The organism is Kitasatospora sp. NPDC092286, assembly GCF_044755565.1.
GTDB lineage: Bacteria > Actinomycetota > Actinomycetes > Streptomycetales > Streptomycetaceae > Kitasatospora.
In genome coordinates, this window is sequence record NZ_JBIVRD010000001.1 from 464436 (window position 1) to 490813 (window position 26378).

A 26378-nucleotide genomic window follows, 5' to 3' on the forward strand; every position below is an offset into this window, starting at 1 on the left:
ACTGCCCGACCGCTCTGAGGAGCGATAAACGATGTTCGAGAGGTTCACCGACCGCGCGCGGCGGGTTGTCGTCCTGGCTCAGGAAGAAGCCCGGATGCTCAACCACAACTACATCGGCACCGAGCACATCCTCCTGGGTCTGATCCACGAGGGTGAGGGTGTCGCCGCTAAGGCCCTGGAGAGCCTCGGGATTTCTCTTGAGGCCGTTCGCCAGCAGGTCGAGGAGATCATCGGCCAGGGCCAGCAGGCCCCGTCCGGTCACATTCCCTTCACCCCCCGGGCGAAGAAGGTCCTGGAGCTGTCGCTCCGGGAGGCCCTGCAGCTCGGTCACAACTACATCGGCACCGAGCACATCCTGCTCGGCCTCATCCGCGAGGGCGAGGGCGTCGCCGCCCAGGTCCTGGTGAAGCTCGGCGCCGACCTCAACCGGGTGCGCCAGCAGGTCATCCAGCTGCTCTCCGGCTACCAGACCGGGGGCGGCAAGGAGTCGGCCACGGCCGGCGGGCCCGCCGAGGGCACCCCGTCGACCTCGCTGGTCCTGGACCAGTTCGGCCGCAACCTCACCCAGGCCGCCCGCGAGGCCAAGCTCGACCCGGTGATCGGGCGCGAGAAGGAAATCGAGCGGGTCATGCAGGTGCTGTCCCGCCGCACCAAGAACAACCCCGTGCTGATCGGTGAGCCCGGCGTCGGCAAGACGGCCGTGGTGGAGGGCCTGGCCCAGGCGATCGTCAAGGGCGAGGTCCCGGAGACGCTCAAGGACAAGCAGCTCTACACGCTGGACCTGGGCGCCCTGGTGGCCGGCTCCCGCTACCGCGGTGACTTCGAGGAGCGCCTGAAGAAGGTCCTCAAGGAGATCCGCACCCGCGGCGACATCATCCTGTTCATCGACGAGCTGCACACCCTGGTCGGCGCGGGCGCCGCCGAGGGCGCCATCGACGCCGCCAGCATCCTCAAGCCGATGCTGGCCCGCGGCGAGCTGCAGACCATCGGTGCCACCACCCTGGACGAGTACCGCAAGCACCTGGAGAAGGACGCCGCGCTGGAGCGCCGCTTCCAGCCGATCCAGGTCGCCGAGCCCTCGCTGCCGCACACCATCGAGATCCTCAAGGGTCTGCGCGACCGCTACGAGGCCCATCACCGGGTCTCCATCACGGACGCCGCCCTGGTCGCCGCCGCCACCCTGGCCGACCGGTACATCTCGGACCGCTTCCTGCCGGACAAGGCCATCGACCTGATCGACGAGGCCGGTTCGCGCATGCGCATCCGCCGGATGACCGCGCCGCCGGACCTGCGCGAGTTCGACGAGAAGATCGCCGACGTGCGCCGCGAGAAGGAGAGCGCGATCGACGCGCAGGACTTCGAGAAGGCCGCGTCCCTGCGCGACGACGAGAAGCAGCTCCTGCAGGCCAAGACCAAGCGCGAGAAGGAGTGGAAGGCCGGCGACATGGACGTCGTCGCGGAGGTGGACGAGGAGCTCATCGCCGAGGTCCTGGCCACCGCCACCGGCATCCCGGTCTTCAAGCTCACCGAGGAGGAGTCCTCGCGGCTGCTGCGCATGGAGGACGAGCTGCACAAGCGCGTCATCGGCCAGAAGGACGCCATCAAGGCGCTCTCCCAGGCCATCCGGCGCACCCGCGCGGGCCTCAAGGACCCGAAGCGCCCCGGCGGCTCGTTCATCTTCGCCGGCCCGTCCGGTGTCGGTAAGACCGAGCTGTCCAAGACGCTCGCCGAGTTCCTCTTCGGCGACGAGGACGCACTGATCTCGCTCGACATGTCCGAGTTCTCGGAGAAGCACACCGTCTCCCGGCTCTTCGGTTCGCCCCCCGGCTACGTGGGCTACGAGGAGGGCGGCCAGCTGACCGAGAAGGTGCGCCGCAAGCCGTTCTCCGTCGTCCTCTTCGACGAGGTGGAGAAGGCCCACCCGGACATCTTCAACTCGCTGCTGCAGATCCTGGAGGACGGTCGGCTGACCGACTCCCAGGGCCGCGTGGTCGACTTCAAGAACACCGTCATCATCATGACGACCAACCTCGGCACCCGGGACATCTCCAAGGGGTTCAACCTGGGCTTCGCGGCCACGGGCGACTCCACCACCGGGTACGAGCGGATGAAGGCGAAGGTCGGCGAGGAGCTCAAGCAGCACTTCCGCCCCGAGTTCCTGAACCGTGTCGACGACATCGTGGTCTTCCACCAGCTGTCCGAGGAAGACATCATCCAGATCGTCGACCTGATGATCGACAAGGTGGACGGTCGGCTCAGGGACCGTGACATGGGCCTGGAGCTCAGCATCGAGGCCAAGAAGCTGCTGGCCAAGCGCGGCTACGACCCGCTGCTCGGTGCCCGTCCGCTGCGCCGCACCATCCAGCGCGAGATCGAGGACCACCTCTCCGAGAAGATCCTCTTCGGCGAGCTGCGGGCCGGCCACATCGTGGTCGTCGGGGTCGAGGGCGAGGGCAAGGAAGCGAAGTTCACCTTCCGGGGCGAGGAGAAGTCCGCGGTCGCGGACACTCCGGCCGCGGTCGCCTCGTCGGGTCCGGACCTGACGAAGTAGCAACAGTTAACAGATAACAGCACACGGTCTGGGCCCCTGGCGTTCGCGCCAGGGGCCCGGGCCGTTTTGCGTGGCATCGCGGAAGCCGTGACGCGTCCCACGAAGTCGCAGCTGGCGGGCCCGGCCGGGGGCTGGTGTGCGTGCGACCGGATTTCAAGGCAACTTTAACGCTACGGATATTGACAGATCGTCAGCTGATAGGGAGTCGCGGAGCATAGCGCTGTGGCCATGTCACGGTCAAGGTCTATCTTTTCCGCCCCCGCTTGGATCAAATACGTCCCACCTGTCTTTCATTGGTTCACCGGAAGGCCAAGAGCCGGACCGGTTTGGGGAGGACGTCACAACGTTGAAGATGACCAGGAAAGCCGCTGCGGCCGCCACGGCCGGGGCGGTCATAGCCGCGCTCGGCGCGGGGCTGTTCCCGAGCATGGCCGTCGCGGCCGGCTCTGCCCCCGTCCCGAACGACCCGGCCGACGCCGTTCAGATCAGCACTGATCACAACATTCCGGGCCCGCTGACCGAGAAGGTCGAGGCCGAGCAGAAGCTCGCCACCGAGCAGCTGCTCGCCGGCACCGCCAAGATCGAGCAGCACGGCGGCGGCAGCAGCATCAAGCTCGGCAAGGACAAGTACGTCGAGCTCGCCCGTGAGCGCACGGACAAGATCTTCACCATCCTGGTCGACTTCAGCGACCAGGTGGACAACACCACCAAGACCGCCGATGGCAAGATCAAGTACGGCGGCACCCCCGGCCCGCAGCGCAACCAGATCGAGAAGCCGGACCCGGCCACCAACAACTCGACGCTGTGGCAGGCCGACTACAACCAGCAGCACTACCAGGACCTGTACTTCAGCAAGAACCAGGACTCGCTGAAGACCTACTACGAGAAGCAGTCCTCGGGCCGCTACTCGGTGGACGGTCAGGTCACCGACTGGGTGCGGGTGCCGTGGAACGAGGCCCGTTACGGCTCGGACTTCTGTGGCCAGCACGTCTGCAACAACGCGCAGGACCTGATCCGCGACGGCATCAACGCCTGGGTCGCCGACCAGAAGGCCAAGGGCCAGACGGACGCTCAGATCAAGGCCACGATCTCGCAGTACGACCAGTGGGACCGGTACGACTACAACCACAACGGCAACTTCAACGAGCCGGACGGTTACATCGACCACTTCCAGATCGTGCACGCCGGTGAGGACCAGTCGGCCGGCGGTGGCAAGCAGGGCACCGACGCGCTCTGGGCCCACCGCTCGTACGTCTACAGCACCCAGGCCGGCTCCACCGGCCCGTCCGACAACAAGCTGGGTGGCACCCCGGTCGGCGACACCGGCATCTGGATCGGCGACTACACCATGCAGCCCGAGAACGGCGGCCTCGGTGTCTTCGCCCACGAGTACGGTCACGACCTCGGCCTCCCGGACCTGTACGACACCACGGGCAGCGGAATCGACAACTCGGTCGGCTTCTGGTCGCTGATGTCCTCCGGCTCCTGGCTCGGCGAGGGCAAGAACTCGATCGGCGACATGCCGAACGACCTCGACGCCTGGAGCAAGCTCAAGCTCGGCTGGCTGAAGTTCGACAAGGCCAAGGCCAGCACCGAGTCGACCCACCACATCGGCCCGGTCGAGTTCAACACCAAGCTGCCGCAGGCACTGGTCGTCGACCTCCCGAAGAAGCCCGTCACCACCGTGATCAACACCCCGTACGCGGGTGCCAACGAGTGGTGGAGCGGCAGCGCCGACGACCTGAACGTCACGCTGACCCGCGACGTCGACCTGACCGGCAAGACCACCGCCTCGCTCACCGCGAAGGCCTGGTACGAGCTGGAGCAGGACTTCGACTACGCCTACGGCGAGGTCTCCACCGACGGTGGCGCCACCTGGAAGGCCCTGGACGGCACCTTCAACGGCGTCGCCCTCCCGCACGACCCGGCCGACAACGCCGCCCTGAGCGGCACCTCGGGCAACAAGTGGGGCGACCTGGTCTTCCCGCTGGACGCCTACGCCGGCAAGGCCATCAAGGTCCGCTTCCACAACACCACGGACGGCGGCCTGCACCTCAAGGGCCTGGCCCTGGACGACATCGCCGTCACCGCCAACGGTGCCACCGTCTTCTCCGACGGTGCCGAGAACGGTGACAACGGCTGGACCGCCAACGGCTTCTCGCGGACCACCGGCAAGTTCACCCAGGACTACGCCCAGTACTACATCGCCGAGAACCGTCAGCCGATCTCGTACGACCGGACCCTGAAGACCGGCCCGTACAACTTCGGCTTCGCCGACAGGCCGAACTGGGTGGAGCACTACCCCTACCAGGCCGGTCTGCTGATCTGGCTGTGGGACACCTCCCAGAGCGACAACAACGTCACCAACCACAAGGGTTCGGGCCTGCTCCTCCCGATCGACTCGCACCCGACCCCGCTGAAGTGGAACGACGGCACCCTGATGCGCCCGCGCATCCAGGGCTACGACTCCACCTTCGGCTCGCGCAAGGTCGACAGCCTGACCCTGCACAAGAACGGCGTCGAGACGGTCGTCCCGAAGGCCAAGGGCATCGACTCGTTCAGCGACCTGAAGTCGTACTGGTCGGCGGACAACCCGTACAGCAGCGTCATCGTCCCCAAGACCGGCACCAGCATCGAGGTCGAGAACGAGTCCTCGAACTACCTCGAGACCTGGATCCGCGTCCGCCCCGTCGACAACTGATCGAACCGAGCAGTGACGATCAGCCTGTGACCAGGCAGCACTGATACACCCTGTCCGGCCCGTCCCCGCACCGCGCGGGGGCGGGCCGGACGTCTGTTCAGGCCGACCGGCGCGGCAGCAGGGCGAGGAAGGCCGCCGCGGCCTCGGCGACGTCCGCGGCCGTCCACTCCAGGGCGTCGGCGGCCACCGTGACCTCCGTCATCGACAGACCCGGCAGGCCGTTCTCGCGCCAGCCGCCGAACAGCGCGGTCCGCGACTCCTCCGCCAGCCGCAGACCCGCCTCCTCCAGCTCCCCGGGAGCGTGGGGAAGCCAGAGCTGGAACTGGTGGGTGTGCGGCGGGGCCGGGTGGACCCGGGCCCCCGGCACGGCCGCGAACGCCTCGGCCAGGGCCGCCGCGACGGTCCTCGCATGCGTCACATACCCCTCCAGGAGCGGCAGTTCACGATCCAGCCCGGCGAGCGCGGCCAGCGCGGCCGGCCACTGCTGGAAGAGCTGGCCACCGTACCGGTGCCGCCAGGTCCTGGCGGTCCGGACGAAGCCGGCCCCGCCGGCCAGCGCGGCGCCGCTGAGCCCGCCGAGGGTCTTGTAGAAGGAGACGTAGACCGAGTCGGTCAGCGCGACGATCTCCGGCAGCGGGCGGCCGAGATGGACCACCGACTCCCAGATCCGGGCGCCGTCGAGGTGCAGCGCCGCGCCGTGCTCCGCCCGGACGACCTCGGCGACGGCCGCCAGTTCCTCCCAGTCCGGCAGGACGAACCCGGCCTCGCGCAACGGCAGCTCCAGGATCATGGCGGCGTACGGCTCGTCGAAGCCGCGGAGCTCGGCCACCGTGGGCAGACGCGGCGCGATGGTGGGCCAGACGCTGCGCAGCCCGCTGAGGGCGCTGAGCGCGTGCCGCTCGTGCTGCTCGGTGTGGCCGAGCGGATGCGCCGCGACGGTCCGCAGCCCGGCGGCCTCGGCGTGGATCCGCAGCGCGATCTGCTGCGCCATGGTGCCGGTGGGGAAGAAGGCCGCGTCCTCGGTGCCGAGCAGCCCGGCGATCCGGCACTCCAGGGTCCGGACCACGCCGTCGCCGTACATGTCCGGCCGGCGGTCCAGGTCGTACACGCTCGCGCCCTCCTCGGCCAGGGCGGCGAGGCGGTCGCGCAGGCTCTGCGGCCGGGCGCCGGAGAGCAGCCGCTCACAGCCGCGCAGTGCGGCGAAGCGGCGGTCCTGGATGCTCTGCCGGTCGCCGCCTTCGGTCTCTTTGCTCCTATTGGCATACATGCGTTGATGGTCCCGCAGCGGGACCGTCCGGTCAGCGGTGCGGACACGGGCGGACGGCCAAACCCCGGCGGCGGGTGGCACTGGTCACAGCGCCGCGCTCCGATACGAGCGGCGGTAGTAGAGCGGTGCGGTGGCCGGCCGGGGCGACGAAAGCCGTGAACTGACGATCGGATCACATGATCGTTACTCCGTCGGCTTGAATCTCCGACGCAACGCTGACTACACGCCGTAGTAGGTCACACCGTTTGGGACTCCGCTCGGTGACGGTTAAACCTGAGTGGTCCCCCGCTCAGCACGCCCGAACGGGCCCCTGTGCTGCCCCCGTACGTTCGTGAGGTTGAGCTACCGATGTCCTCTGTCCCGCCCATGGGGCCGGCTCTGCGCCGCCTCGCCGCCCGCACGGCGGCCCAGGCGGCGGCCTGGCAGCCCAGGCTCGGCCGCGCCGTCCGCACCCATACCGCACCGCTGCGCGCACTCGCGGCGCCCGCTCCCGCCCTGCCCGGCACCCGGCTCTGGGACGACCGGCACCGCACCGTCACCGCGGTCGGCGCCACCGCGGTGATACTGTCCGGCGCCCTGCTGGTCGCTTCCCCGGGCAGCGCCTCGGCCCAGACGGTCATACCCACCACCCCCGGCAGCTCGGCCTTCACCGCCCCGCAGGGCGCGGCCCCCGCCCCAGGCCTGGTCCAGGTGTCGGGGCCGAGCCCGTACAAGCTGCCGCACGAGCAGGACTCGGCACAGGAGTACGTGACGGTCGCCGCGAATCTCCTGCCCGTCGAGCCACCCGTCGAGGTGCCCGCCGAGCCGGCCCCCGCCGAGGACCAGGCGCCCGCGCCCGAACCGGCCCCGGAGCCGGCGCCCGCCCCCGCGCCGGAGTGGTCCGCCCCGGTGCCCGGCGCGCCCACCAGCAACCCGTACGGCGTGGCCAACCCGGAGTACGCGGCCGGCTATCACACCGGGGTGGACTTCGCGGTCGCCCCGGGCACCCCGCTGCTCGCGGTCGGGAACGCCACCGTGGTCTCGGCCGGCTGGGACGGCGCCTACGGCAAGGAGGTCGTCCTGCGGCTGGCGGACGGGCGCTTCGCGCAGTACGCGCACCTGTCGTCGGTCTCGGTGTCGACGGGCGACCGGGTGGCGGCGGCCGAGGAGATCGGCCGGTCCGGGAACACCGGCAACTCGACCGGGCCCCACCTGCACTTCGAGATCCGTGCCAGCAACCACTACGGCGCGGTGATCAACCCGATCGCGTACCTCTCCGGGCACGGGGTCACCGGGTTCTGACGACCGCGCCGGTGGCCGGGCGGCCCGGTCACCGGCGCTTTCGCCGGTCGGGCCGCCCTTCGGTGTGCTCCGCCGCGGGGCGGCCCGGGCGGCCACGAGCCGGCTGCGGGTCGGACGTGTGGACCGGGCGTGTGGACCGGGCGTGTGGACCGGACGGGCGCGGGCGGGTCAGACGTGCGCGGCCGGGTGGCCGATCAGGCCGCCGATCTCCAGCGCGACCTGCTGCGCGGCCGTCATGGCCTCCCCCAGGGTGGCCACCTTCGCCTCGCCGTCCTGCGGGTGGTCCGCCGCCTGGCATTCGGAGATGTCCTGCTTGAGCATGAACAGCGCCGAGTTGATGGTGAACAGCGACATCGCGGCGCGCAGCCGGTTCTGGAAGCTCGCGTCCGGGCCGTGCACCAGCCGGATCATCGCGACCATGCGCTCCTTGAACTCCAGCCCGGCCGGCGACTCGCGCAGCGCGGGCTGGTTCTCGTGGAAGAACCGCAGCAGCGGCGCCCGCTCGGACATTCCGGCCGCGAACCGCCGGATCAGCTCGTCCCGGAGCTCCGGCGTCCACGGCTGCTCGCGGCCCCACGCGATGGTGTCGTCGATCGGCGCGGCCATGCTCTGCACGATGCCGTGGACGATGTCGTCCTTGGTCTTGAAGTGGTAGTAGAGCGCGGCCTTGGTGACACCGAGCCGGTCGGCGATCTCACGCAGCGAGGTCTGCTCGTAGCCGTGCTCGGCGAAGAGCTCCAGTGCGACCGCGATGATGCGGGCCCGGGTGTCGCTACGGGGGCTGTGCGTGGTGCCCATGGCCTGCCTCATGACTGCGTCGGTGACTGCTGCTGCGCTCGGCGGGCGCCGGTCGGAGCGCCCGCCTCGGGCTCATTCTCCCTGGCCCGGAGATCCGTGGGAAAACTGGCTTGACGCCCGGCTGGTAAACAACCTACCGTGCCGACGGTCAGGAAACTAGCCGGGCGACAAGTAAGTAAGCCGTTGCAGGCCCGACGGTCGTCCAACATCCAGTCCGGGAGACACGGAACCCATGTCACAACCGAAGGCCGACAACCCGGCACCGGAGAAGAGGACGGCCGAGGAGGAGGTGCCGCGGTCACCCCGCGAGATCCGCCTGGTCATGGTCGGCCTGGTGGTCACCATGCTGCTGGCCATGCTCGACAACCTGATCGTCGGCACCGCGATGCCGACGATCGTCGGCGACCTGGGCGGTGCCGAGCACCTGTCCTGGGTGGTCACCTCGTACACCCTGGCCACCGCCGCCTCCACCCCGATCTGGGGCAAGATCGGCGACCTCTACGGCCGCAAGGGCACCTTCCTCACCTCGATCGTGATCTTCCTGGCGGGCTCGGCCCTCTCCGGGCTCTCGCAGAACATGAACGAGCTGATCGGCTTCCGCGCCCTCCAGGGCCTCGGCGCCGGCGGTCTGATGGTCGGCGTGATGTCGATCATGGGCGCGCTGGTCCCGCCGCGCGACCGCGGCAAGTACCAGGGCATGTTCGCCGCGGTGATGGCGCTCGCGACCATCGGCGGCCCGCTGGTCGGCGGCTTCATCACCGACCACCTGAGCTGGCACTGGACCTTCTACATCAACCTGCCGCTCGGCGTCGTCGCCCTCGCCGTCGTGATGGTCACCCTGAAGCTGCCGAAGGTCCGCAGCAAGGCCCGGATCGACTACCTCGGCGCCGTCCTGCTCACCACCGGCATCACCTCCCTCACCCTGATCACCACCTGGGGCGGCCAGGAGTACGCCTGGGGCTCCAAGCAGATCCTGGGCCTGGCCGCGCTCGCCGCCGCCACCCTGATCGCCTTCTGCTACGTCGAGCAGCGGGTCCAGGAGCCGATGCTCCCGCTCGACCTGTTCAAGAACCTGAACTTCACCCTGGTCTCGCTGATCGGCTTCATCGTCGGCTTCGTGATGTTCGGCTCGACCGTCTTCCTGCCGCTCTACCAGCAGACCGTGCAGGGTGCCTCGGCCACCAACTCCGGCCTGCTGCTGATGCCGATGATGTTCGGCATGCTGGTGGTCTCGCTGGTGGTCGGCCAGGCGGTGACCAAGACCGGCAAGTACCGGATCTTCCCGATCATCGGCACGATCGTGATGACCGTCGGCATGGCGCTGCTCTCCACCCTCTCCACCGAGACCAGCAGCTTCACCTCCGCCTGCTGGATGGTGGTACTGGGCGCCGGCATGGGCTTCCTGATGCAGATCACCATGCTGGTCGCGCAGAACAGCGTCGAGCTCAAGGACATGGGCGTGGCCAGCTCCACCGCCACCCTGTTCCGCACCATCGGCGGCTCCTTCGGTGTGGCGCTGTTCGGCGCGCTGTTCAACAACCGGGTCACCGCGACCATGAAGGAGCGGCTCGGCGACGCGGCCTCGGGCGGCGGCGCGCAGGCCGACCCGGGCCAGATGAGCCCGGCCGCGCTCCGGGCGCTGCCCGCCCCGGTCCAGGACGCCTACCACCACGCGGTGGCCAACGGCATGCACACCGTCTTCCTCTGGGGCGCGGGGGTCGCGGTGATCGCGATCGCCGCCGCGGTCTTCATGCGCGAGGTGCCGCTGCGCGGCGCCGGGACGCCGCCGGAGGACGGGAAGGACGGCGGGAAGTCCGCCGAGCTCAACGCCGAGGCAGTGGCGATCTGACCTTACGCAAATCCCCCCTCTCACCCGAGAGGGGGGATTTCTTTTTCTCCGGGCTCCGCCCCGGAGTTCGTCACGTCATTGCGGCAGGCGGTAGACACCCTGCTCGACCGGCTCGACCAGGCCGTCGGCCACCAGCCCGTCCAGCGCCCGGGCCCGCTGCACCGCGTCCGGCCAGACGGCGTCCAGCCGGGCCTGCTCCACCGAGCCGTGCGCGTCCCGCAGCACCGCCAGCAGCTTGCCGCGCACCTGCCGGTCGGTGCCCTCGTACGACTGGCCGCGCCGGGCCGGGCCCTCGTAGGGCGGGCAGCCGGCCCGCTGCCAGGCGCAGTGGCTGAACAGCGGGCAGCCGCCGCACTCGGGGCTGCGCGCGGTGCAGACCAGCGCGCCCAGTTCCATCACACCGACCGCCCAGGTCGCCGCCGTCTCGGCCGCGTCCGGCAGCAGCGCGGTCGCCGTCCGCCGCTCGGCCGCCGTGGTGGCCTGCGCGGGGTACTCCACGCCCGTCACGGCGCGGGCGAAGACCCGGCGGACGTTGGTGTCCAGCACCACATGCCGCTGGCGGAAGGCGAACGAGGCCACCGCCGCCGCCGTGTACTCCCCCACCCCGGGCAGCGAGAGCAGCGTCGCGTGGTCGTCCGGCACCTGGCCGTCGTGCCCCTCGGTGATCGCCACCGCCGCCGCGTGCAGCCGCAGCGCCCGCCGGGGGTAACCCAGTCGCCCCCACATCCGGACGGCCTCGCCGGGCGCGTCCGCCGCCAGGTCCGCGGGGGTGGGCCAGCGCTCCAGCCACGCCCGGTACGCGGGCAGCACCCGCTTCACCGGGGTCTGCTGGAGCATGAACTCGCTCACCATCACCGCCCAGGGCGAGGCCTCCGGCGTCCGCCACGGAAGATCGCGCGCGTTGGCCTCGTACCAGCCGAGGACGGTCGAGTGCAGCACCGGCAGCGGCAGCGCCGACGGGGCGGCGGCGGGTGCGGGGACGGCGGGGGTGACGGTGATGGCAGCCATGGCCCTTCGATCCTCCCACGACCGCGCTCACGCCCGCGCCCCCGGCCGAATCGGAGCGCGCTGCTCCGGATGGTCTACGGAAAAACCCTCGTTTCGGTCTCCCCCGAACGGCGCAAATGGCGGATCATGTGAAGGAAGGGGCGACTGTGCGGTGTTGGTACGTCAAGGGACACACACTGTCTCGTAGAGTTTGGGCGTGCCTTCTCTGCGTCAACCCGTGGGACCACTGCCGGCCTCGATCTACTGGCGCCGGCGCATCGTCGTGCTCGCCGCCGCCGTCGTGGTCATCGCCCTGATTCTCTGGCTGATGTCCGATCAGGGCGGCGGTGGCGACGACTCCCAGGGCAAGGCCGCCCAGGCCGTGCCGTCCCAGTCCCAGTCCCAGTCACCCGCCCAGGCGATCACGCCCGGCGCCTCCCCGAGCGGCCCCGTGAGCGGCGCACGCCCCGGCGGCGGTGCCGCTCCGAGCGGCGGCGCGGTCGCCGGCTCCGGCGGCGGCGATGTCAGCCTCAGCACCGGCGGCACCGGCGGGGGCAGTGCGCCCAGCCCGGCCCCCGGCGGCGCGGGCGGTGGTACGGGCGGCGCGGGCGGCAGCGGCGGCTCGACCGGCGGCAACGGTGGCGGCACGCCGCCGGTGAACACCACCGAGGTGATGGCCCTGCCGGTCTGCGCCTCGTCGCAGGTGACGCTGGAGCTGGCCAGCGCGCAGAACTCCTACCAGCCCAAGGACAAGCCCCGGCTGGCGCTGACCATCCACAACGCCGCCGGCAGCAACTGCCGGGTGGACCTGGGCCGGACGACCTCCGCCATCACCGTGACGGCCGCCAACGGCGACCGGATCTGGTCCTCCGGCGACTGCCCGGCGGACCGTGGCAGCAGCTGGGTGCAGGTCCCGGCGAACGGCGGCATGACCGAGACCTTCACCTGGGACCGCAGCCGCAGCAAGCAGCAGTGCGCCACGGCCGACCCGGCGCCCGCCACGGCCGGCACCTACCTGGTGGTCGCCGACCTCGCCGGCCTCTCCGGCGGCCAGGTCTCGGCGCGCTCCTCGATCCGGCTGGAGAACTGACCTCCACTCAGCCGTCCCGTCCGAAGCCCCGGCCACCGCGCCGGGGCTTCGGCGTTTCCGGCCCTTCCCGGCGCTCCCAGCGCCTCCCCGCACTTCCTGTGCCTCCCGCACTTCCCGGGCACCCCTGACACCCCTGACACCCCTGACACCCCCGGGCACGCCGCCCGGACGGCGTTCCGCGGCGCCGTCCGACGCGTTCCGGCCGCCTCGACGGGGCACCGCGCGACCACGGCGTTGAGGAACGGTATCGGCCGGTGACGCCCGGATGGCCCCGGGTGGCACCGAGGCCGGGCCGACGCCCGCCGGATGCCCGTTTCATCCGCTTTGGCCGCGGCTCCGCGTGTCCCCGGAGTGTCTCCGCAATGTCCCCGGCATAGCGGCCCCATGACGACCCGAAACCCTTCTTGTCGCGTTCCTGCCATCGGCCGAATCCTGATGACCCCGGGCCGTGACACCGCCCGGACCCCGCTCCGCACCACCGACGAGGAGGAACACCTCTCATGGCAGTGCAGCGCATCACCCGCCGCCGGACCGCGGCCGCCCTCACCACCGCGATCGCCACCGCCGTCCTCTGCGGCGCCGCCACCCTGCCGGCCGGCGCGGCAGAGCTCCCGGAAGGCGTCGTCCAGCAGGCCGACTCGCCGACCGCCGTCCCGGGCAGCTACATCGTCATCCTCAAGGCGGCCTCGGGCATCAAGGCCGGCTCCGCGCAGGGCCGGCAGGTGGTGGCCCGGCACGGCGGCCAGGTCCGGCAGACCTGGGACCGGGCGGTGAACGGCTACGAGGCCGCCCTGACGGCCGAACAGGCCCGCCGGCTGGCCGCCGATCCGGCCGTCGCGGCGGTCGAGGCCAACCAGACCTTCACCGTCGCCGCGACCCAGGTCAACCCGCCGTCCTGGGGCCTGGACCGGATCGACCAGCCGGCTCTCCCGCTCGACTCCCGCTACACCTACCCCGACGCGGCCGGCGCCGGGGTGACCGCGTACGTCATCGACACCGGCGTACGGGTCTCGCACACCGACTTCGGCGGCCGGGCCTCCGACGGCTACGACTTCGTCGACAACGACGCCGTGGCCCAGGACGGCAACGGCCACGGCACGCACGTCGCCGCGACCATCGCGGGCAGCGCCTACGGCGTGGCCAAGAGCGCCAAGGTGGTCGGCGTCCGGGTGCTCGACAACAACGGCTCCGGCACCACGGCCGGCGTGATCGCCGGCGTCAACTGGGTCACCCAGAACGCGAAGAAGCCCGCCGTCGCCAACCTCAGCCTCGGCGGCTCGCCCAGCACCACGCTGGACAGCGCCGTGGCCAACTCGATCGCCTCCGGCGTCACCTACGCCATCGCGGCCGGCAACTCCGCCGCCCCGGCGCAGAACTACTCCCCGGCGAGGGTCCCGACCGCGATCACCGTCGGCGCGACCACCGACACGGACGCCAAGGCCAGTTACTCCAACTACGGCAGCCGGGTGGACATCTTCGCCCCCGGCACGAACATCACCTCGGCCTGGAACACCAGTGACACGGCCACCAACACCATCTCCGGTACGTCGATGGCCAGTCCGCACGTGGCCGGCGCCGCCGCGATCTACCTCTCGTACCACCCGGGGGACACCCCGGCGAGCGTCACCAGCGCCCTCACCGCGGCCGCCACCAGCGGCGTGCTCACCTCGATCGGCAGCGGCAGCCCCAACCTGCTGCTGCGCGTCACCCAGTAGGACGGCCGGAACGACGGCAGTACGGCCGGAACGACGGACGGCCCCCGGGGAGTGGAATCCCCGGGGGCCGTCCCGTGCGTGCGGGTGCGCCGACCGTCAGACGTAGCGCTCCAGGATGGACGACTCGGCCAGCCGGGACAGACCCTCGCGGACCGAGCGGGCCCTGGTCTCGCCGACGCCCTCGACCGTCTGCAGATCGTCGATGCTGGCGGCGAGCAGCTTCTGCAGCCCGCCGAAGTGCTCGACCAGCCGCTCTATGACGGTGTTGGGCAGCCGCGGGATCTTGGCCAGCAGCCGGTAACCCCGCGGCGAGACCGCCGAGTCCAGCGACTCCGGCGAGCCCGAGTAGCCGAGCGCCTTGGCGACGGTCTGCAGGTCGAGCAGTTCGGCGTGGGTCAGCGCCTCCAGGTCGGCGAGCACCTCGGCGACCGTCCGGCCCTTCTTCGCGGCCCGCTCCGGGAAGTAGTCCCGGGCGACCAGCTCGCGCTCCGGCTCCACACCGGCGATCAGTTCGTCCAGCTGGAGCGAGAGCAGCCGGCCGTCGGTACCGAGCTCCAGCACGTAGCCGGCGATCTCGGTGGCGATCAGCCGGACCATCTCCAGCCGCTGGGCGACGGCGGTGACGTCCCGGACCGTCACCAGGTCCTCGATCTCCAGCGCGGAGAGCGTGCCGGCCACCTCGTCCAGGCGGAGCTTGTACCGCTCCAGGGTGGCGAGCGCCTGGTTGGCGCGGGAGAGGACGGTGGTCGAGTCCTCCAGCACCCGGCGGGTGCCGTTGACGTACATCGCGATCAGCCGCATCGAGTGCGAGACCGCGACCACCGGGAACCCGGTCTGCCGGTTGACCCGTTCCGCGGTGCGGTGCCGGGTACCGGTCTCGTCGGTGGGGATGGTGGAGTCCGGCATCAGGTGCACCCCGGCCCGGACGATCTTGGTGATGTCCTTGTCCAGCACCACCGCGCCGTCGAGCTTGCACAGCTCGCGCAGCCGGGTGGCGGTGAACTCGACGTCCAGGACGAACCCGCCGGTACAGATCGACTCGACCGTCTTGTCGAAGCCGAGCACGATCAAACCGCCGGTGTTGGCCCGCAGCACCCGCTCCAGGCCGTCACGCAGCCCCGTGCCGGGCGCGATGGCGCTGAGGGAGGCCCGCAGCAGGGCCTCCTCGCGGGAGGACTTGTCCGCCCGGTCGCTGGCTGCCACGTGACTCCTCCGGTCGACCCGTACCGCGCGCCTCGCGCGTGCGCCGGCCTACGGTCTGTTGCTCTGTCGCTTATTACTGCCTTATCGGCAATTAGACAGGGGAAAGTCTAACTGCGTGCGGCATCGACAGGGCTTGGGTCAGCGCAGTTCGTCGGAGTCGACCGGCTCCCACCCCTCCATGAGCTCCTCCGGGTAGGCCGCGACCGGGGTTTCGCGCCGCCCCGCGCGAGGGGCCGGCGGCGTCTCGCGCGGGGCCTCCGAAGCCCTGCGGCGGGTCGACGGTGCCTCACCACGCGGCTTGGCGGCGGCCCGACGGCGGCCGGGAATGGCCCGCAGCGCCTCGCCGATGTCCGCGACCTCGACCACCGTCATGCCCGCCGGCACCTTGCCCGGGTCCGGCGGGACCAGCGCGTGGGTGAAGCCCAGCCGGTGCGCCTCGGCGAGCCGCCGCTGCACACCCGTCACCCGGCGGACCTCGCCCGCGAGACCGACCTCGCCGATCGCCACCAGGTTGCTCGGCAGCGGGGTGTCGGAGGAGGAGCTGGCCACCGCGAGCGCGATCGCGAGGTCCGCGGACGGCTCGGTCAGCTTCACCCCGCCGACCGTCGCGGTGTAGATGTCCTGCTTGCCGAGCTTCACCCCGCCGTGCCGCTCGACCACGGCCAGGATCATCGCGATCCGGGGCGACTCCAGACCGGAGGTCGTCCGGCGCGGGGACGGGATCTGCGAATCCACCATCAGCGCCTGCACCTCCGCCACCAGCGGGCGGCGGCCCTCCAGGGTGACGGTCAGGCAGGTACCGGGAACGGGCTTGTCGCGCCTGGTCAGGAAGAGGCCGGAGGGGTCGGCCAGGCCCGTGATGCCCTCGTCGTGCAGTTCGAAGCAGCCGACCTCGTCGGTGGCGCCGTACCGGTTCTTGATACCGCGGATGATGCGCAGCCGGGCGTGGCGGTCCCCCTCGAAGCTCAGCACCACGTCCACCAGGTGCTCCAGCAGGCGGGGGCCGGCGATCTGGCCGTCCTTGGTGACGTGGCCGACCAGCAGGGTCGCCATGCCGCGGTCCTTGGACGCCCGGATCAGCGCGCCCGCCACCTCGCGGACCTGGGCCGGGCCGCCGGGGGCGCCGTCCAGCTCGGCGGAGGCGATGGTCTGCACCGAGTCCAGGATCAGCAGGCCCGGGCTGACCGCCTCGATGTGGCCGAGCACCGCGCCGAGATCGGACTCGGCGGCGAGGTAGAGGTGTTCGGAGAGCGCGTTGATCCGGTCGGCGCGCAGCCGGACCTGACCGGCCGACTCCTCACCGGTGACGTACAGGGTGCGGTGCCGGGCGCCGGCGGCCTTGGCCGCGACGTCCAGCAGCAGGGTCGACTTGCCGACGCCGGGCTCGCCGGCCAGCAGGACCACGGCGCCGGGGACGATGCCGCCGCCGAGCACCCGGTCGAGCTCGGGGACGCCGGTGGAGCGGGCCGTCGCCACCTGGCCGTCGACCTGGGCGATCGGCCGGGCGGGCGCGCTGACCGGGCCGGCGGCGGTGGTCCTGATCGGCACCGCGCCGTACTCCTCCACCGTGCCCCAGGCGTTGCACTCCGGGCACCGGCCGACCCACTTGGGCAGCTGGTTGCCGCACTCGGTGCAGCGGTACGCCGGGCGCGGCTTGGCGGTGGTCTTGGTACGGGCAGCCATGCGGCCCACCGTAGCGCCTGGGTCCGACAGCCCGGGTACGACGGCGACGACGGTGGTCGGCGCTCCGGTCGTGGACCGGGGTGGGTCCACAGATGGGCGATGTTGTTACCCGAAAGAAGTACAACAGCAGGGAATGGCCCGGGTGCGGCCCCCGGGCTCTCTACCGTCGGACAGGTGACGACGAGTGCTGAAGAGCCGCGCGACGCCGTGCTCGCGGCGTACGACCGGCAGGTGGACGGCCTGTTCACCTACTGTCTCTCGGTGCTGTGCGAGCACGACGCGGCGGCCGACGCCCTGCGGGAGGTACGGGAGCTGGCGCTGCGGCACGGGGCCCGGCTGGCCGAGCCCGGGCTGCTGCGGGCCTGGCTGTACTCGTTGGCTCGGTACTGCTGTCTGCGCCGGTTGCAGAACGGGCCGGGGACCTGGTCCGGTGCGGGCCACGGGGCCGGTGCGGCGCACGGGCCGCGGCCGGGGCTCCCGGCCGTCGAGGCCGCCCGGCGGCGGCGCGAGCTGGCCTCGCTGGCCTGGCCCGCGGCGGCGGGCACCGACCCCGAGCAGCGCGAGGCGCTGGAGCTGTCGGTACGGCATCGGCTGAGCCCGATCGAGGTGGCGGCCGTGCTGGGCGTGCCGTTCGACACCGCCCGGACGCTGCTCGCCTCGGCACAGGCGGAGGTCGACCGGACCGGGGCGGCGCTGCTGGTGCCCGGCGTCCGCGGCTGCCCCGGGCTGGACCGGCTCGGCGGGGCCGGGGCGGAGAGCCGACGGAACCGGGTGCTCGGCCCGGCGCCGCGCCGGGAGCTGGTGCGGCACGTGATGGACTGCCCGACCTGCCGGGGTACGGCGGAACGGGTGGCCGGAGGGGCGGCCGAGAGTGCGGCGGGGCTGTCCGGGCTGCCGGTGCTGTCCGCGCCCGCCGCCCGGCCCGGGCGGAGCGGCGGTGTGGTGTTCCTGCCGCAGGCGGCCCGGACGGTGGGGCGTGCGGGGTCGGCGGGACGGGTAGCGGTGGTCGAGCCGGGGCTGCGGTTCGACCAGAGCGGTTTCCCGCGTCACCGCGCGCCGGACGCGGGTCGTGGGTCGGCGGTGCGCCGGCGGGTCGTGACCACCGGGGTGCTGGCGGCTGTGCTGTTCGCTCCGGTGGCCGCGCTCTGGGCCGGCCACCGGAGCGGTGGCACCGCACGGGCCGCCGCTTCGGTCTCGTCGGTCCGGGTGGACGCGCACGGGCGGCCCGCCGGGTACCGGCCGGAGGGCCCCGGGTCGGCCGTGGACCGGCCGGATCCGGTGGGCCGGATGGGCCAGGACGGTGCCGCACCGGCGACGGCCGGGCTGGAACTCGCCGGTACCGGGGTGGTCAGTGCAGAAACGTTGCCCCCGGGGGCCCCGGGCCCCGCAATCGCCGTACCGAGCCGTGGCGCGACCCCGCTCGGCAGCCCCCTGCCGGTCACCGCGTCGGCCCCCGGCGGCGGCCTCCCGGCCGGGCCCACAGCCGGCGGACAGCCGGCGCCGCCCGCTCCGGCCGGACAGTTGACCGTCGAGGCGGGCGAGTACGGCAACCGGACCGTACTCACCCTGACCAACTCCGGCAGCACCGAGATCCGCTGGCACGCCGCCGTGGACGCGGCCTGGCTCCGGCTCGGCCGGGACGCCGGGACGCTCGCCCCGGGCCAGCGGATCACGGTGATCGTCACCGTGGACGAGGAGCTCGCCCCGGCCGTGCACTGGTCCGCCCGGATCGCGCTGCCGCCCTCGCAGGCCGTGGTCACCCTGGAGAGCGGCCCGCACAACCGGGGCGGTGGCACCTCCGCCTCGACCGACCCGACCACGAGCCCCGCCGACCCGGACCGGCCGTCCCAGGGCGGCACGCCGGGTGGCACGCCGTCCGCGACTCCGACGGGTCCGGGGCCCACGGCGGTCCCCTCCTCCCCGGCGCCGACCGCCTCACCGACGGCCGCCCCCAGCACGTCCTCACCCTCGCCTTCGCCCCCGGCCCCGACCGCCACCGCGTCCACACCCGCTCCGGTCTCTCCCTCGTCGCGCTGAGCCGAGACGCGGGCGAGGCCCGAACCGGGCGGATGCCGAGCCGGGCGGATGCCGGACCGGGCTGGGTGCCGGACCGGGCTGGGTGCCGGGTCGTCGGGCCACCAGATGGCCGGTTCGTCAGATGGTCAGCCTGGAGATCGCGTCGCCGACGTACGTCGCGCCGAGGACGACCAGGGACACCAGCACGATCGCCGGGTTGTGGGCGGCCGTCCACGCCTTCCACTCCCCCAGCGTCCTGGCCGCCCCGTCGCCGCCGAACAGGTGGACCGCCGACGGCAGCAGTGTGCAGAGCGAGCCGACCAGCACCAGCAGCGCGGCCGCCACCGCCTTGCCGCTGCCGGACGCCGTGCTGGTGGCGATCGAGAGGGCGCCGCCGACCGCCAGCACCAGGTTCTTCGGGTCGGCCGTCAACAGGACGGCGGCCAGGCCGACCACTCTGCCGGGGGTGGACCGGTGGACCGTCCGCATCCATGTCGGCGGGCCGTGCACATGCCCCTCGCGCGGGCGGTCCTTCCACCGCGTGAGGCCCAGGAGGAGAAGGAACACGCCGATCGCCAGCTTCAGCCACCACGCCCAGACCGGTTTCGAGGAACCGGTGGTCAGCCCCGAACCGGCCAGCACCACCACGGTGACCACCGCCGCCAGCGCCACCGCCCAGCCGGCCGCGAACGCCGCTCCGTTGACCCGGCCCTTCGGCGTGGCCAGCATCAGGATCACCGCGATCAGCGGCAGCGGGCTGATCGCGATACCCACGGCCGAGGCCAGCATCTGGCCGACGGCGTCGCCCATGCTCCTGCCTCTCGTCGGTACGACGCCTCGGGGCTCCGCGAACCGGGCGCGGTGACCCTCGGGCGGCTACTCGGGGTCAGTTGCTCGGGGTCAGCTGCTCGGACTCGGAGAGCCGGGTTCAGTGCCGCTGGATCGGTGGCACCCGGTAGGTGCCGTCCAGGGCGGCCCGTTTCGGCTGGTAGAGCCGGATGATCGGCCGGAACCCGCCCTCCGGGGTGGGCAGCCAGTTCGCCACCGCGGCGGGGTGGGAGGGCGGTTCGTGCTGGAGCAGCAGGGTCAGCGAACCGTCCTCGCCGTACACCAGGCCGGGGGTGCGGTCGCCGATCGAGTAGCGCGCGATCGGGTTCGCCACCAGGTGGTACTCCGGCAGCCCGTACATGGTGACGGACCAGAAGGCGTCCGCCGGCGGGGGTTCGTCGAAGCGCAGCGTGTACGCGTGCGCGCCGCTGAGCGGCCGGCCGTCGGCGTCGTCGTACGTCGTCGCGTAGACCGCCTCGTACGCGTGGTTGCCCCAGAGGCCGGCGCGGGCGGCGGCGGCCCGGCTGAGGTAGGCGGCGCGGCGGTCGGGGATGCGCCACTCGGAGTCGTCGATGGTGCCGGGGCCGAGGAAGTCGACGTTGTAGTCGAAGAGGTGCAGCCCCGCCCGCCACTCGCCGGCCGGGTGGTCCTCCGGTGGCCGGGTGGCGGCCTCGACCCGTTCGCGGCCCGCCGCCATGCCCTTGAGCAGGGCCAGCGTCCATTCCGGCGCGGGGGCGCGGTAGGGGGAGGGGCCGACGTCGAGCAGGCCGAGCGGGGCGAACCGCTGCTGGTACTCGATGTCGGCCGCGGCGGGCGGGAAGGCCGCCATCCAGATCCGCAGCCGTTCGAAGAAGGCCAGCCGCTCGGGCACCTCGAAGTCGGGTTCGGGCAGTCCGGCGACCAGGCCGCCCGGCTCCAGCGGTTCGAGCGTCAGCCCTTCCTGGAGCGCCCGGACCCGTGGCAGGTCGTCGGGGCCCGTGCAGGCGAAGCGGCCGACGATGCAGGCCACCGTGGTCGGCGCGACGATCACCCGCTGGGGGTCGGCCGGGGTGCCGTGCCAGTCGGGCGGGACGATCAGCCAGGTCTGCCCGCCGGTGCCGGTGGCCCGCGAGCCGAGGTAGGCGAAGTTGTCGGTCCACGCGTCGACGAACTGCAGCACGTAGTACGCCCCACCGGTGTCCGGCACGCTCAGCACCTGCGGGCCCTCGGAGAGGTCGAGCTGGGCGACCGAGTAGACGGTGTCGTTGTTGACCGAGGCGAAGGGGTCGTCCGGCCCGGCCAGCCGGGTGGCGTGGCTGAAGTGGTTGAACGGCGCCGCCGGCAGGATCCCCACGCCGCCCTGGGTGAAGCGCTCGACCATGGTGAGGTCGGAGACGAGCGGGTAGCCGTAGACGTAGGCGTCGGCGGCCAGGGCCTCCAGCTCGGGCTGGGTCATCGGGAGTCCTTCTCGGGTCCGGGGGAACGGGCGGTGCGGCTCGGGGTCGGGGTCGGGGAACGGGCGACGGCGCGGGTTCGGTGCGGGGGGGTCGGAGCGGAGGTCAGAGCGGGGTCAGTGGCGGGAGTCGCCAACGGCCGTCGAGGACGGACTGGTCCGGACCGTAGAGCCGGACGACGATCGTGAACGGTCCGTCGGGCGCGGGCAGCCAGTTGGCCGAGTGCTGGGTGTTGGCGGGCCGCTTGTGCTGGATGTGGAGGGTGAGGCCGCCGTCCGGCTCGCGGACCAGCCCGGGGGTGCGGTCGCCGATCGCATAGCGGTCCAGGGTGTTGTCGACGAGCCGGCGCTCCGGGAGCGCGTACATGGTGGCCGACCAGAAGAAGCGGGCGGGCGGCAGGTCGTCCGGGCCGAACCGGACGACGTAGTCGCGGTCGCTGGCGTTCGGCGGCTGGTTGCCCGCGCTGTCGGCGGCCCAGCCGCCGTACCAGGTCTCGTCGGCGGGCAGCCCGTACAGATCCACGGCGGCGGCGACCGCCTGCTTGAGGTACTCGGTGCCGATCTGCTCGCGGGTGCCGAAGAGACCGGTCGAGGTGGTGGTCCGGTCGGCGGCGCTTCGCAGTTCGGCCTGACCGTCGGCGATGCCGCGTTCGATCTCGGCGCGCACCACGATCGGCAGCGCGGCGGGCTCGAAGTCGCCGCGGCCGTCGATGCCGAGGTCGGTCAGGCGGGTACGGAGATCGGCCTCGGCGGGGAGCACCGGGAAGAAGCCGAGCAGGAAGTCGAGGAAGCTGAAGAACTCGATGCCGTCCATGACCTCCTCGCGCCAGACCGGCCAGACCGGGTGGGGGGCGGGCGGGGGCGCCGGCGTGCCCGCGTACTCGTGCAGCGGGCGCAGCCGGTAGCCCTGCTGGACCAGCTTCAGCTCCTCGACCGCCTCGGGTGCGGGCCCGGCGAGGTGGGTGCGGCCGAGGATGCCGACCAGCTGGGTGGCGGTGCGGATGACGCCCTTGATGCCCGTGGGGACCTCGCCCTGCCAGCCCGGGCCGGCCACCAGGTAGTCGCCGGCCTCCTGGCCGGTGGCCCGGGCGCCGATGAACCCGGCGTACACGGTGTCGAGTTCGTGCAGCGGGAGGACGTAGTAGCGGTCCTCGGCGGGGACGGAGACCACCCAGGGCTCGGTGCGCAGATCGAGCCAGGCCCGGGAGCGGGAGGTGTCGTTGTCGGGGGTGTCGGCATCGGTGTCGGCCGGGGTGAAGGGCTGCGGATAGTGCCGGAAGACGCCGAAACCGCCGACGTACCCCGGGTCCGCGTCGTCCACGGCCTGCGCGTACAGGGTGCGGTAGTTCCGCAGGATCGGGTAGCCGCGGATCCACGCTTCGGCGGCGGTCGCACGGATGGTGGCCGGGTCCACGAGTGCCGGGTTGCCCATTGCTGTCGCTCTCCCCAGTGGTCGCTCGCCCCGGTGCCGGAGCACCGCTCCTATACGGACATATCGGTACAAAGGGGATGCTATGCGGGTCGGATTCGATCAGCACCTCGGCCGGGGGCGCCGACGGCCGGTCCCCGCCGCACCCGACTGCCCTGCTCCCCGGGCTCCCCTGAATCCCCTGCGCCTCCGCTCAGCGCGAACGGGGGCATGCGGGCGAGGGGGACAGAAGAGCTTTCCGGTATGAAGATCCTCCTGCTTGGGGGTTCGTCCTTTCTGGGGCGCGCCTTCGCCTCCGAAGCCCTGGCCCGCGGCGATGAGGTGACCACCTTCAACCGAGGCCGTCCCGGCACCGACCTGCCCGGCGTCCAGGCCGTCCGGGGCGAGCGTGACTCCGCCGCCGACCTGGCGCGCCTGGTCGAGGGGTGGCACTGGGACGCCGTCGTGGACACCTCGGCCCAGCAGCCCGCCCAGGTGGCGCTCTCCGCCGGGCTGCTGCGCGAGCACGCCGGGCACTACACCTTCGTCTCCTCCGCGCACGCCTTCGCCGACTGGCCGACCCGAACGGTGGACGAGACCTCACCGCTGCACCCCTGCCCCGCCGACACCCCGCCCGGCCAGCCGTTCAGCAATGCGCTCAAGGCCGGTTGCGGGCGTGCGGCGCTGGAACGGACGGCCCAGCGCCGGCCCCGGGGGATCCGAACCGGACGATGCAATTGGAGAACACCGATGCCGAGGGCCGAAAGGGCCGCCCGGGTGGCACGATGCCCGGCATCACGCCGGCCAAGGGGCAGCGACTGCTGGCCGTCCTGCCCTAAGGCCTGCCTGAGCCATGCCGACCGCAGGGCCAGGAGTGGAACGTCGGCCGGTCCGACGCCCCACTCCCCTGCATCCACCCCGGACCGCTCAGTGGGTACGGCGCGTGACCAGCTCGGCGAGCGCGAGCAGCTCATCGGCGGCGGACGGCTCGGGAACCGCCGTAGCCAGCTGGGCAAGAGCGGCCGCCATCCGCTCGCAGGACTCGCCCTGCGCCCAGCCCCGCCCGCCGGCCCCTTCGACCGCGACCGCGCAGTGCGCCAACTCCTCGGTACTGAGCGGCCGTTCGAGTGCGTAGAGCTCCGCGAGCCGGGCGCCGTCGGTGGTGCCGGAACCCAGGGCCGCCACCACCGGCAGTGACTTCTTGCGTGCGACCAGGTCCGCACCGACCGGCTTACCGGTGACGGCCGGATCTCCCCAGATTCCGATCAGGTCGTCGATGAGCTGGAACGCCAGGCCGATCTCCCGGCCGAAGCCGTCCATCGCCTGCGCGACCTCCTCCGACGCGCCCGCGTACTGTGCGCCCATCGCACAGGCGGCACCGAGCAGCGCGCCCGTCTTCGCCTCCGCCATCGCCAGGCACTCGGCGAGCGAAACGTCACTGCGCTGTTCGAAGGCGCAGTCGATCTGCTGACCCTCGCAGAGTTCGACCACACAGTCCGCGAGCCGGCGGACGGCCCCCTGGGCGGCCGGGTGGGTGTCCTCGGCGAGGATCCGCAGCGCCAGCGAGTGCATGGCGTCCCCCGCCAGAATGGCCTCGGTGGTGCCGAACACCCGCCAGGCGGTGGGACGGTGGCGCCTGGTCTCGTCACGGTCGATGACATCGTCGTGGAGCAGGGTGAAGTTGTGGACCAGTTCGACGGCGGCGGCCGCAGCCGTGGCCGTGGCCGGCGTGCCGCCGAGGGCCTGGGTGGCGGCGAGGACCAGGGCCGGGCGGATGGCCTTGCCCGAGGGGGCGGCGACCGGCGAACCGTCGGCCTCCCACCAGCCGAAGTGGTAGCCGGCCACCCTGCGCATCGCGCCGGGCAGCGAGTCGACGGCGGTGCGCAGGACCGGATCGACCAGGGCACGGGCGCGGGCGAGCACGTCCTCCGCCTCGTGGCCCTCTCTGTGGTCCCGCTCCAACGTGAAGATTCCCATGGGTTCCTCCCCCTGGTGTTCGGTGGGCGCCACCGGGCCGGGGCGTGGCTGCGACCCGGCGGCGCGGTTCCGACCGGGCCCGGTCAGTCTCGGCGGTATGCGACGTCGACGTTCTCCAGCACACCGATCGCGTCGGGCACCAGAATGGCGGCGGAATAGTAGGCGCTGACGAGATAGGAAATAACGGCCTTCTCGTCGATCCCCATGAAACGCACCGAGAGGCTCGGCTGGTATTCGTCGGGAATTCCGGTCTGGTGGAGTCCGATAACGCCCTGGTTGTCCTCTCCGGTGCGCAGGGCGATGATCGAGCTGGTGCCCCCGCCCAGGACCGGGATCTTGTTGCACGGGAAGACCGGCACGCCGCGCCAGGCCGTGATGGCCCTGCCCTGGACATCGACGGTGCCCGGGTAGAGGCCCCGGCGGTTGCACTCCCGCCCGAAGGCCGCGATGGCCCTGGGGTGGGCGAGGAACATCTTGGTGCTGCGGCGGCGGCTGAGCAGCTCGTCCATGTCGTCCGGGGTGGGCGGGCCGGAGTGGGTCTGGATCCGCTGGTCGTACTCGGCGTTCCGCAGCAGCCCGAACTCCGGGTTGTTGATCAGCTCGTGCTCCTGGCGCTCGCGCAGCGCCTCGATGGTCAGCCGGAGCTGGTGCTCGGTCTGGTTCATCGGCTGGTTGTAGAGGTCGGCGACCCGGCTGTGCACCTTGAGCACCGTCTGCGCCACGCTCAGCTCGTACTCGCGCGGCTTCAGCTCGTAGTCCACGAAGGCCCCGGGCAGCTCGTACTCGCCCTGATGGCCGGCCGAGAGCCCGATCTGGGCCTCACCGTGCTTGTTCTGCGCCTGCTGGAACCCGGCCAGGTACTCCATGATCTGCAGCTGCAGCGCCTCGGAACGGTCCGCGAGCTCCTGGAAGTCGGGCCAGGAGAGCACCAGCGCGGTGCCGGCGGTGGCTGCCTTCACCGTGTACGGCCAGGCGCCGTCCTCCTGCCGCAGGGCCTCGTCGCCCAGGTGGTCGCCGTCCGCGAGGGAGCCGAGCACCGCCTCCTCGCCGTACTTGCCGGTGGCGAGCCGGTCGAGCTTGCCGTGCGCGATGATGAAGACCTCGGCGATCGGGGTGCCGGCCGTGACCAGCACCTCACCGACGGAGAAGTCACGCTGGACGAAGCGCCCGGCCAGCTCCTCCAGCACCGCGTCGTCGTCGAAGCCGCGCAGCACCGGCACCTCGCGCAGGCTGGGCGGGACGATCCGCACCTCGGCGCCCGTCTGGACGAAGCTCACCCGGCCCCGGCCGACCGAATAGCGCAGGCGGCGGTTGACCCGGTAGGTACCGGCGGACACCTGGACCCACGGCAGCATCCTGAGCAGCCAGCGCGGGCTGATGCCCTGCATCTGCGGCGCGGACTTGGTGGTCGTCGCGAGATTCCTCGCGCCCTCCGTGCCGAGACTCTGCTGCTGCCGGGTTGGCGACGGCCCACCCTGCGCAGGAATACCGACGTTGGTTTCGGTCGACATGGGGAGCCCTTCGCGTGCCCGATGAAGTGTCGCCTTGCAGCCCTCATGGTGGGCCCATTCGGGGGAGTATGGCAATCACTC

At 71.9% G+C, this 26378-nt stretch carries 17 protein-coding genes; 7 read left to right on the forward strand and 10 right to left on the reverse strand.

All coding sequences use genetic code 11. The features are described from left to right. Positions 1 to 31: 31 nt before the first annotated feature. Positions 32 to 2551, forward strand: coding sequence for an ATP-dependent Clp protease ATP-binding subunit (locus tag ACIQIB_RS02255; protein WP_363606034.1), 2520 nt, complete (start codon positions 32 to 34; stop codon positions 2549 to 2551). A gap of 352 nt (positions 2552 to 2903) precedes the next feature. Beyond that, on the forward strand, positions 2904 to 5252 hold the full coding sequence (locus tag ACIQIB_RS02260) for an immune inhibitor A domain-containing protein (RefSeq protein WP_400756255.1): 2349 nt from the start codon (positions 2904 to 2906) through the stop codon (positions 5250 to 5252). Positions 5253 to 5349: 97 nt separating this feature from the next. Here ACIQIB_RS02260 and ACIQIB_RS02265 read toward each other — a convergent pair whose 3' ends face one another. Next, a complete protein-coding gene (locus tag ACIQIB_RS02265; RefSeq protein ID WP_363606038.1) occupies positions 5350 to 6519 on the reverse strand; it encodes a beta-eliminating lyase-related protein in 1170 nt (389 codons plus the stop codon). Positions 6520 to 6867: 348 nt separating this feature from the next. On the opposite strand from ACIQIB_RS02265, the gene ACIQIB_RS02270 reads away from it, so the two are divergent. Continuing rightward, positions 6868 to 7800 carry a M23 family metallopeptidase gene (locus ACIQIB_RS02270; RefSeq protein ID WP_400756256.1) on the forward strand — a complete coding sequence of 311 codons (933 nt, stop codon included), beginning with the start codon at positions 6868 to 6870 and terminating at the stop codon, positions 7798 to 7800. A 168-nt stretch (positions 7801 to 7968) separates the two neighbouring features. Here ACIQIB_RS02270 and ACIQIB_RS02275 read toward each other — a convergent pair whose 3' ends face one another. Further along, positions 7969 to 8598, reverse strand: a complete 630-nt coding sequence (locus tag ACIQIB_RS02275) for a helix-turn-helix domain-containing protein (protein WP_363606041.1) — start codon at positions 8596 to 8598, stop codon at positions 7969 to 7971. 232 nt (positions 8599 to 8830) lie between these two features. On the opposite strand from ACIQIB_RS02275, the gene ACIQIB_RS02280 reads away from it, so the two are divergent. Next, positions 8831 to 10447: an MDR family MFS transporter gene (locus ACIQIB_RS02280; RefSeq protein ID WP_400756257.1), complete on the forward strand. Its 1617-nt coding sequence runs from the start codon at positions 8831 to 8833 to the stop codon at positions 10445 to 10447. A gap of 75 nt (positions 10448 to 10522) precedes the next feature. On the opposite strand, the gene ACIQIB_RS02285 is transcribed toward ACIQIB_RS02280, so the two are convergent. After that, positions 10523 to 11455, reverse strand: coding sequence for an A/G-specific adenine glycosylase (locus ACIQIB_RS02285; RefSeq protein WP_400756259.1), 933 nt, complete (start codon positions 11453 to 11455; stop codon positions 10523 to 10525). A 196-nt stretch (positions 11456 to 11651) separates the two neighbouring features. Here ACIQIB_RS02285 and ACIQIB_RS02290 point away from each other — a divergent pair, with 196 nt between their 5' ends. Beyond that, positions 11652 to 12524: a hypothetical protein gene (locus ACIQIB_RS02290; RefSeq protein WP_363606044.1), complete on the forward strand. Its 873-nt coding sequence runs from the start codon at positions 11652 to 11654 to the stop codon at positions 12522 to 12524. A 500-nt stretch (positions 12525 to 13024) separates the two neighbouring features. Further along, a complete protein-coding gene (locus tag ACIQIB_RS02295) occupies positions 13025 to 14239 on the forward strand; it encodes a S8 family serine peptidase (protein WP_363606046.1) in 1215 nt (404 codons plus the stop codon). Between the two features lie 96 nt (positions 14240 to 14335). Here ACIQIB_RS02295 and disA read toward each other — a convergent pair whose 3' ends face one another. After that, on the reverse strand, positions 14336 to 15442 hold the full coding sequence (disA, locus tag ACIQIB_RS02300) for a DNA integrity scanning diadenylate cyclase DisA (RefSeq protein ID WP_363614417.1): 1107 nt from the start codon (positions 15440 to 15442) through the stop codon (positions 14336 to 14338). Positions 15443 to 15580: 138 nt separating this feature from the next. Continuing rightward, positions 15581 to 17125 (reverse strand): DNA repair protein RadA, encoded by a 1545-nt coding sequence (radA, locus tag ACIQIB_RS02305; RefSeq protein WP_400756260.1) that lies wholly within the window; start codon positions 17123 to 17125, stop codon positions 15581 to 15583. 174 nt (positions 17126 to 17299) lie between these two features. Between radA and ACIQIB_RS02310 the strand changes: the two genes are divergently transcribed. Further along, entirely contained in the window at positions 17300 to 19162 is a 1863-nt protein-coding gene (locus ACIQIB_RS02310; RefSeq protein WP_400756261.1) for a sigma-70 family RNA polymerase sigma factor, read from the forward strand. A gap of 117 nt (positions 19163 to 19279) precedes the next feature. Here ACIQIB_RS02310 and ACIQIB_RS02315 read toward each other — a convergent pair whose 3' ends face one another. From ACIQIB_RS02315 to ACIQIB_RS02335, 5 genes are all read right to left on the reverse strand, one after another. Continuing rightward, positions 19280 to 19951 (reverse strand): GAP family protein, encoded by a 672-nt coding sequence (locus ACIQIB_RS02315; RefSeq protein WP_363614423.1) that lies wholly within the window; start codon positions 19949 to 19951, stop codon positions 19280 to 19282. Between the two features lie 118 nt (positions 19952 to 20069). Beyond that, positions 20070 to 21404 (reverse strand): DUF1254 domain-containing protein, encoded by a 1335-nt coding sequence (locus tag ACIQIB_RS02320; RefSeq protein WP_363614425.1) that lies wholly within the window; start codon positions 21402 to 21404, stop codon positions 20070 to 20072. Positions 21405 to 21507: 103 nt separating this feature from the next. Then, a complete protein-coding gene (locus tag ACIQIB_RS02325) occupies positions 21508 to 22833 on the reverse strand; it encodes a DUF1254 domain-containing protein (RefSeq protein WP_400654294.1) in 1326 nt (441 codons plus the stop codon). Between the two features lie 903 nt (positions 22834 to 23736). Further along, positions 23737 to 24786, reverse strand: a complete 1050-nt coding sequence (locus tag ACIQIB_RS02330; RefSeq protein ID WP_363614429.1) for a family 2 encapsulin nanocompartment cargo protein polyprenyl transferase — start codon at positions 24784 to 24786, stop codon at positions 23737 to 23739. 83 nt (positions 24787 to 24869) lie between these two features. After that, on the reverse strand, positions 24870 to 26297 hold the full coding sequence (locus tag ACIQIB_RS02335; RefSeq protein ID WP_400756263.1) for a family 2B encapsulin nanocompartment shell protein: 1428 nt from the start codon (positions 26295 to 26297) through the stop codon (positions 24870 to 24872). Positions 26298 to 26378 lie beyond the last annotated feature (81 nt).

Bases quoted from the DNA above. Each gene is read 5' to 3' on its own strand.
- ACIQIB_RS02255 (WP_363606034.1), top strand. From the start codon at position 32: ATGTTCGAGAGGTTCACCGACCGCGCGCGGCGGGTTGTCGTCCTGGCT.
- ACIQIB_RS02260 (WP_400756255.1), top strand. From the start codon at position 2,904: ATGACCAGGAAAGCCGCTGCGGCCGCCACGGCCGGGGCGGTCATAGCC.
- ACIQIB_RS02265 (WP_363606038.1), bottom strand. From the start codon at position 6,519: ATGTATGCCAATAGGAGCAAAGAGACCGAAGGCGGCGACCGGCAGAGC.
- ACIQIB_RS02270 (WP_400756256.1), top strand. From the start codon at position 6,868: ATGTCCTCTGTCCCGCCCATGGGGCCGGCTCTGCGCCGCCTCGCCGCC.
- ACIQIB_RS02275 (WP_363606041.1), bottom strand. From the start codon at position 8,598: ATGGGCACCACGCACAGCCCCCGTAGCGACACCCGGGCCCGCATCATC.
- ACIQIB_RS02280 (WP_400756257.1), top strand. From the start codon at position 8,831: ATGTCACAACCGAAGGCCGACAACCCGGCACCGGAGAAGAGGACGGCC.
- ACIQIB_RS02285 (WP_400756259.1), bottom strand. From the start codon at position 11,455: ATGGCTGCCATCACCGTCACCCCCGCCGTCCCCGCACCCGCCGCCGCC.
- ACIQIB_RS02295 (WP_363606046.1), top strand. From the start codon at position 13,025: ATGGCAGTGCAGCGCATCACCCGCCGCCGGACCGCGGCCGCCCTCACC.
- radA (WP_400756260.1), bottom strand. From the start codon at position 17,125: ATGGCTGCCCGTACCAAGACCACCGCCAAGCCGCGCCCGGCGTACCGC.
- ACIQIB_RS02315 (WP_363614423.1), bottom strand. From the start codon at position 19,951: ATGGGCGACGCCGTCGGCCAGATGCTGGCCTCGGCCGTGGGTATCGCG.
- ACIQIB_RS02320 (WP_363614425.1), bottom strand. From the start codon at position 21,404: ATGACCCAGCCCGAGCTGGAGGCCCTGGCCGCCGACGCCTACGTCTAC.
- ACIQIB_RS02325 (WP_400654294.1), bottom strand. From the start codon at position 22,833: ATGGGCAACCCGGCACTCGTGGACCCGGCCACCATCCGTGCGACCGCC.
- ACIQIB_RS02330 (WP_363614429.1), bottom strand. From the start codon at position 24,786: ATGGGAATCTTCACGTTGGAGCGGGACCACAGAGAGGGCCACGAGGCG.
- ACIQIB_RS02335 (WP_400756263.1), bottom strand. From the start codon at position 26,297: ATGTCGACCGAAACCAACGTCGGTATTCCTGCGCAGGGTGGGCCGTCG.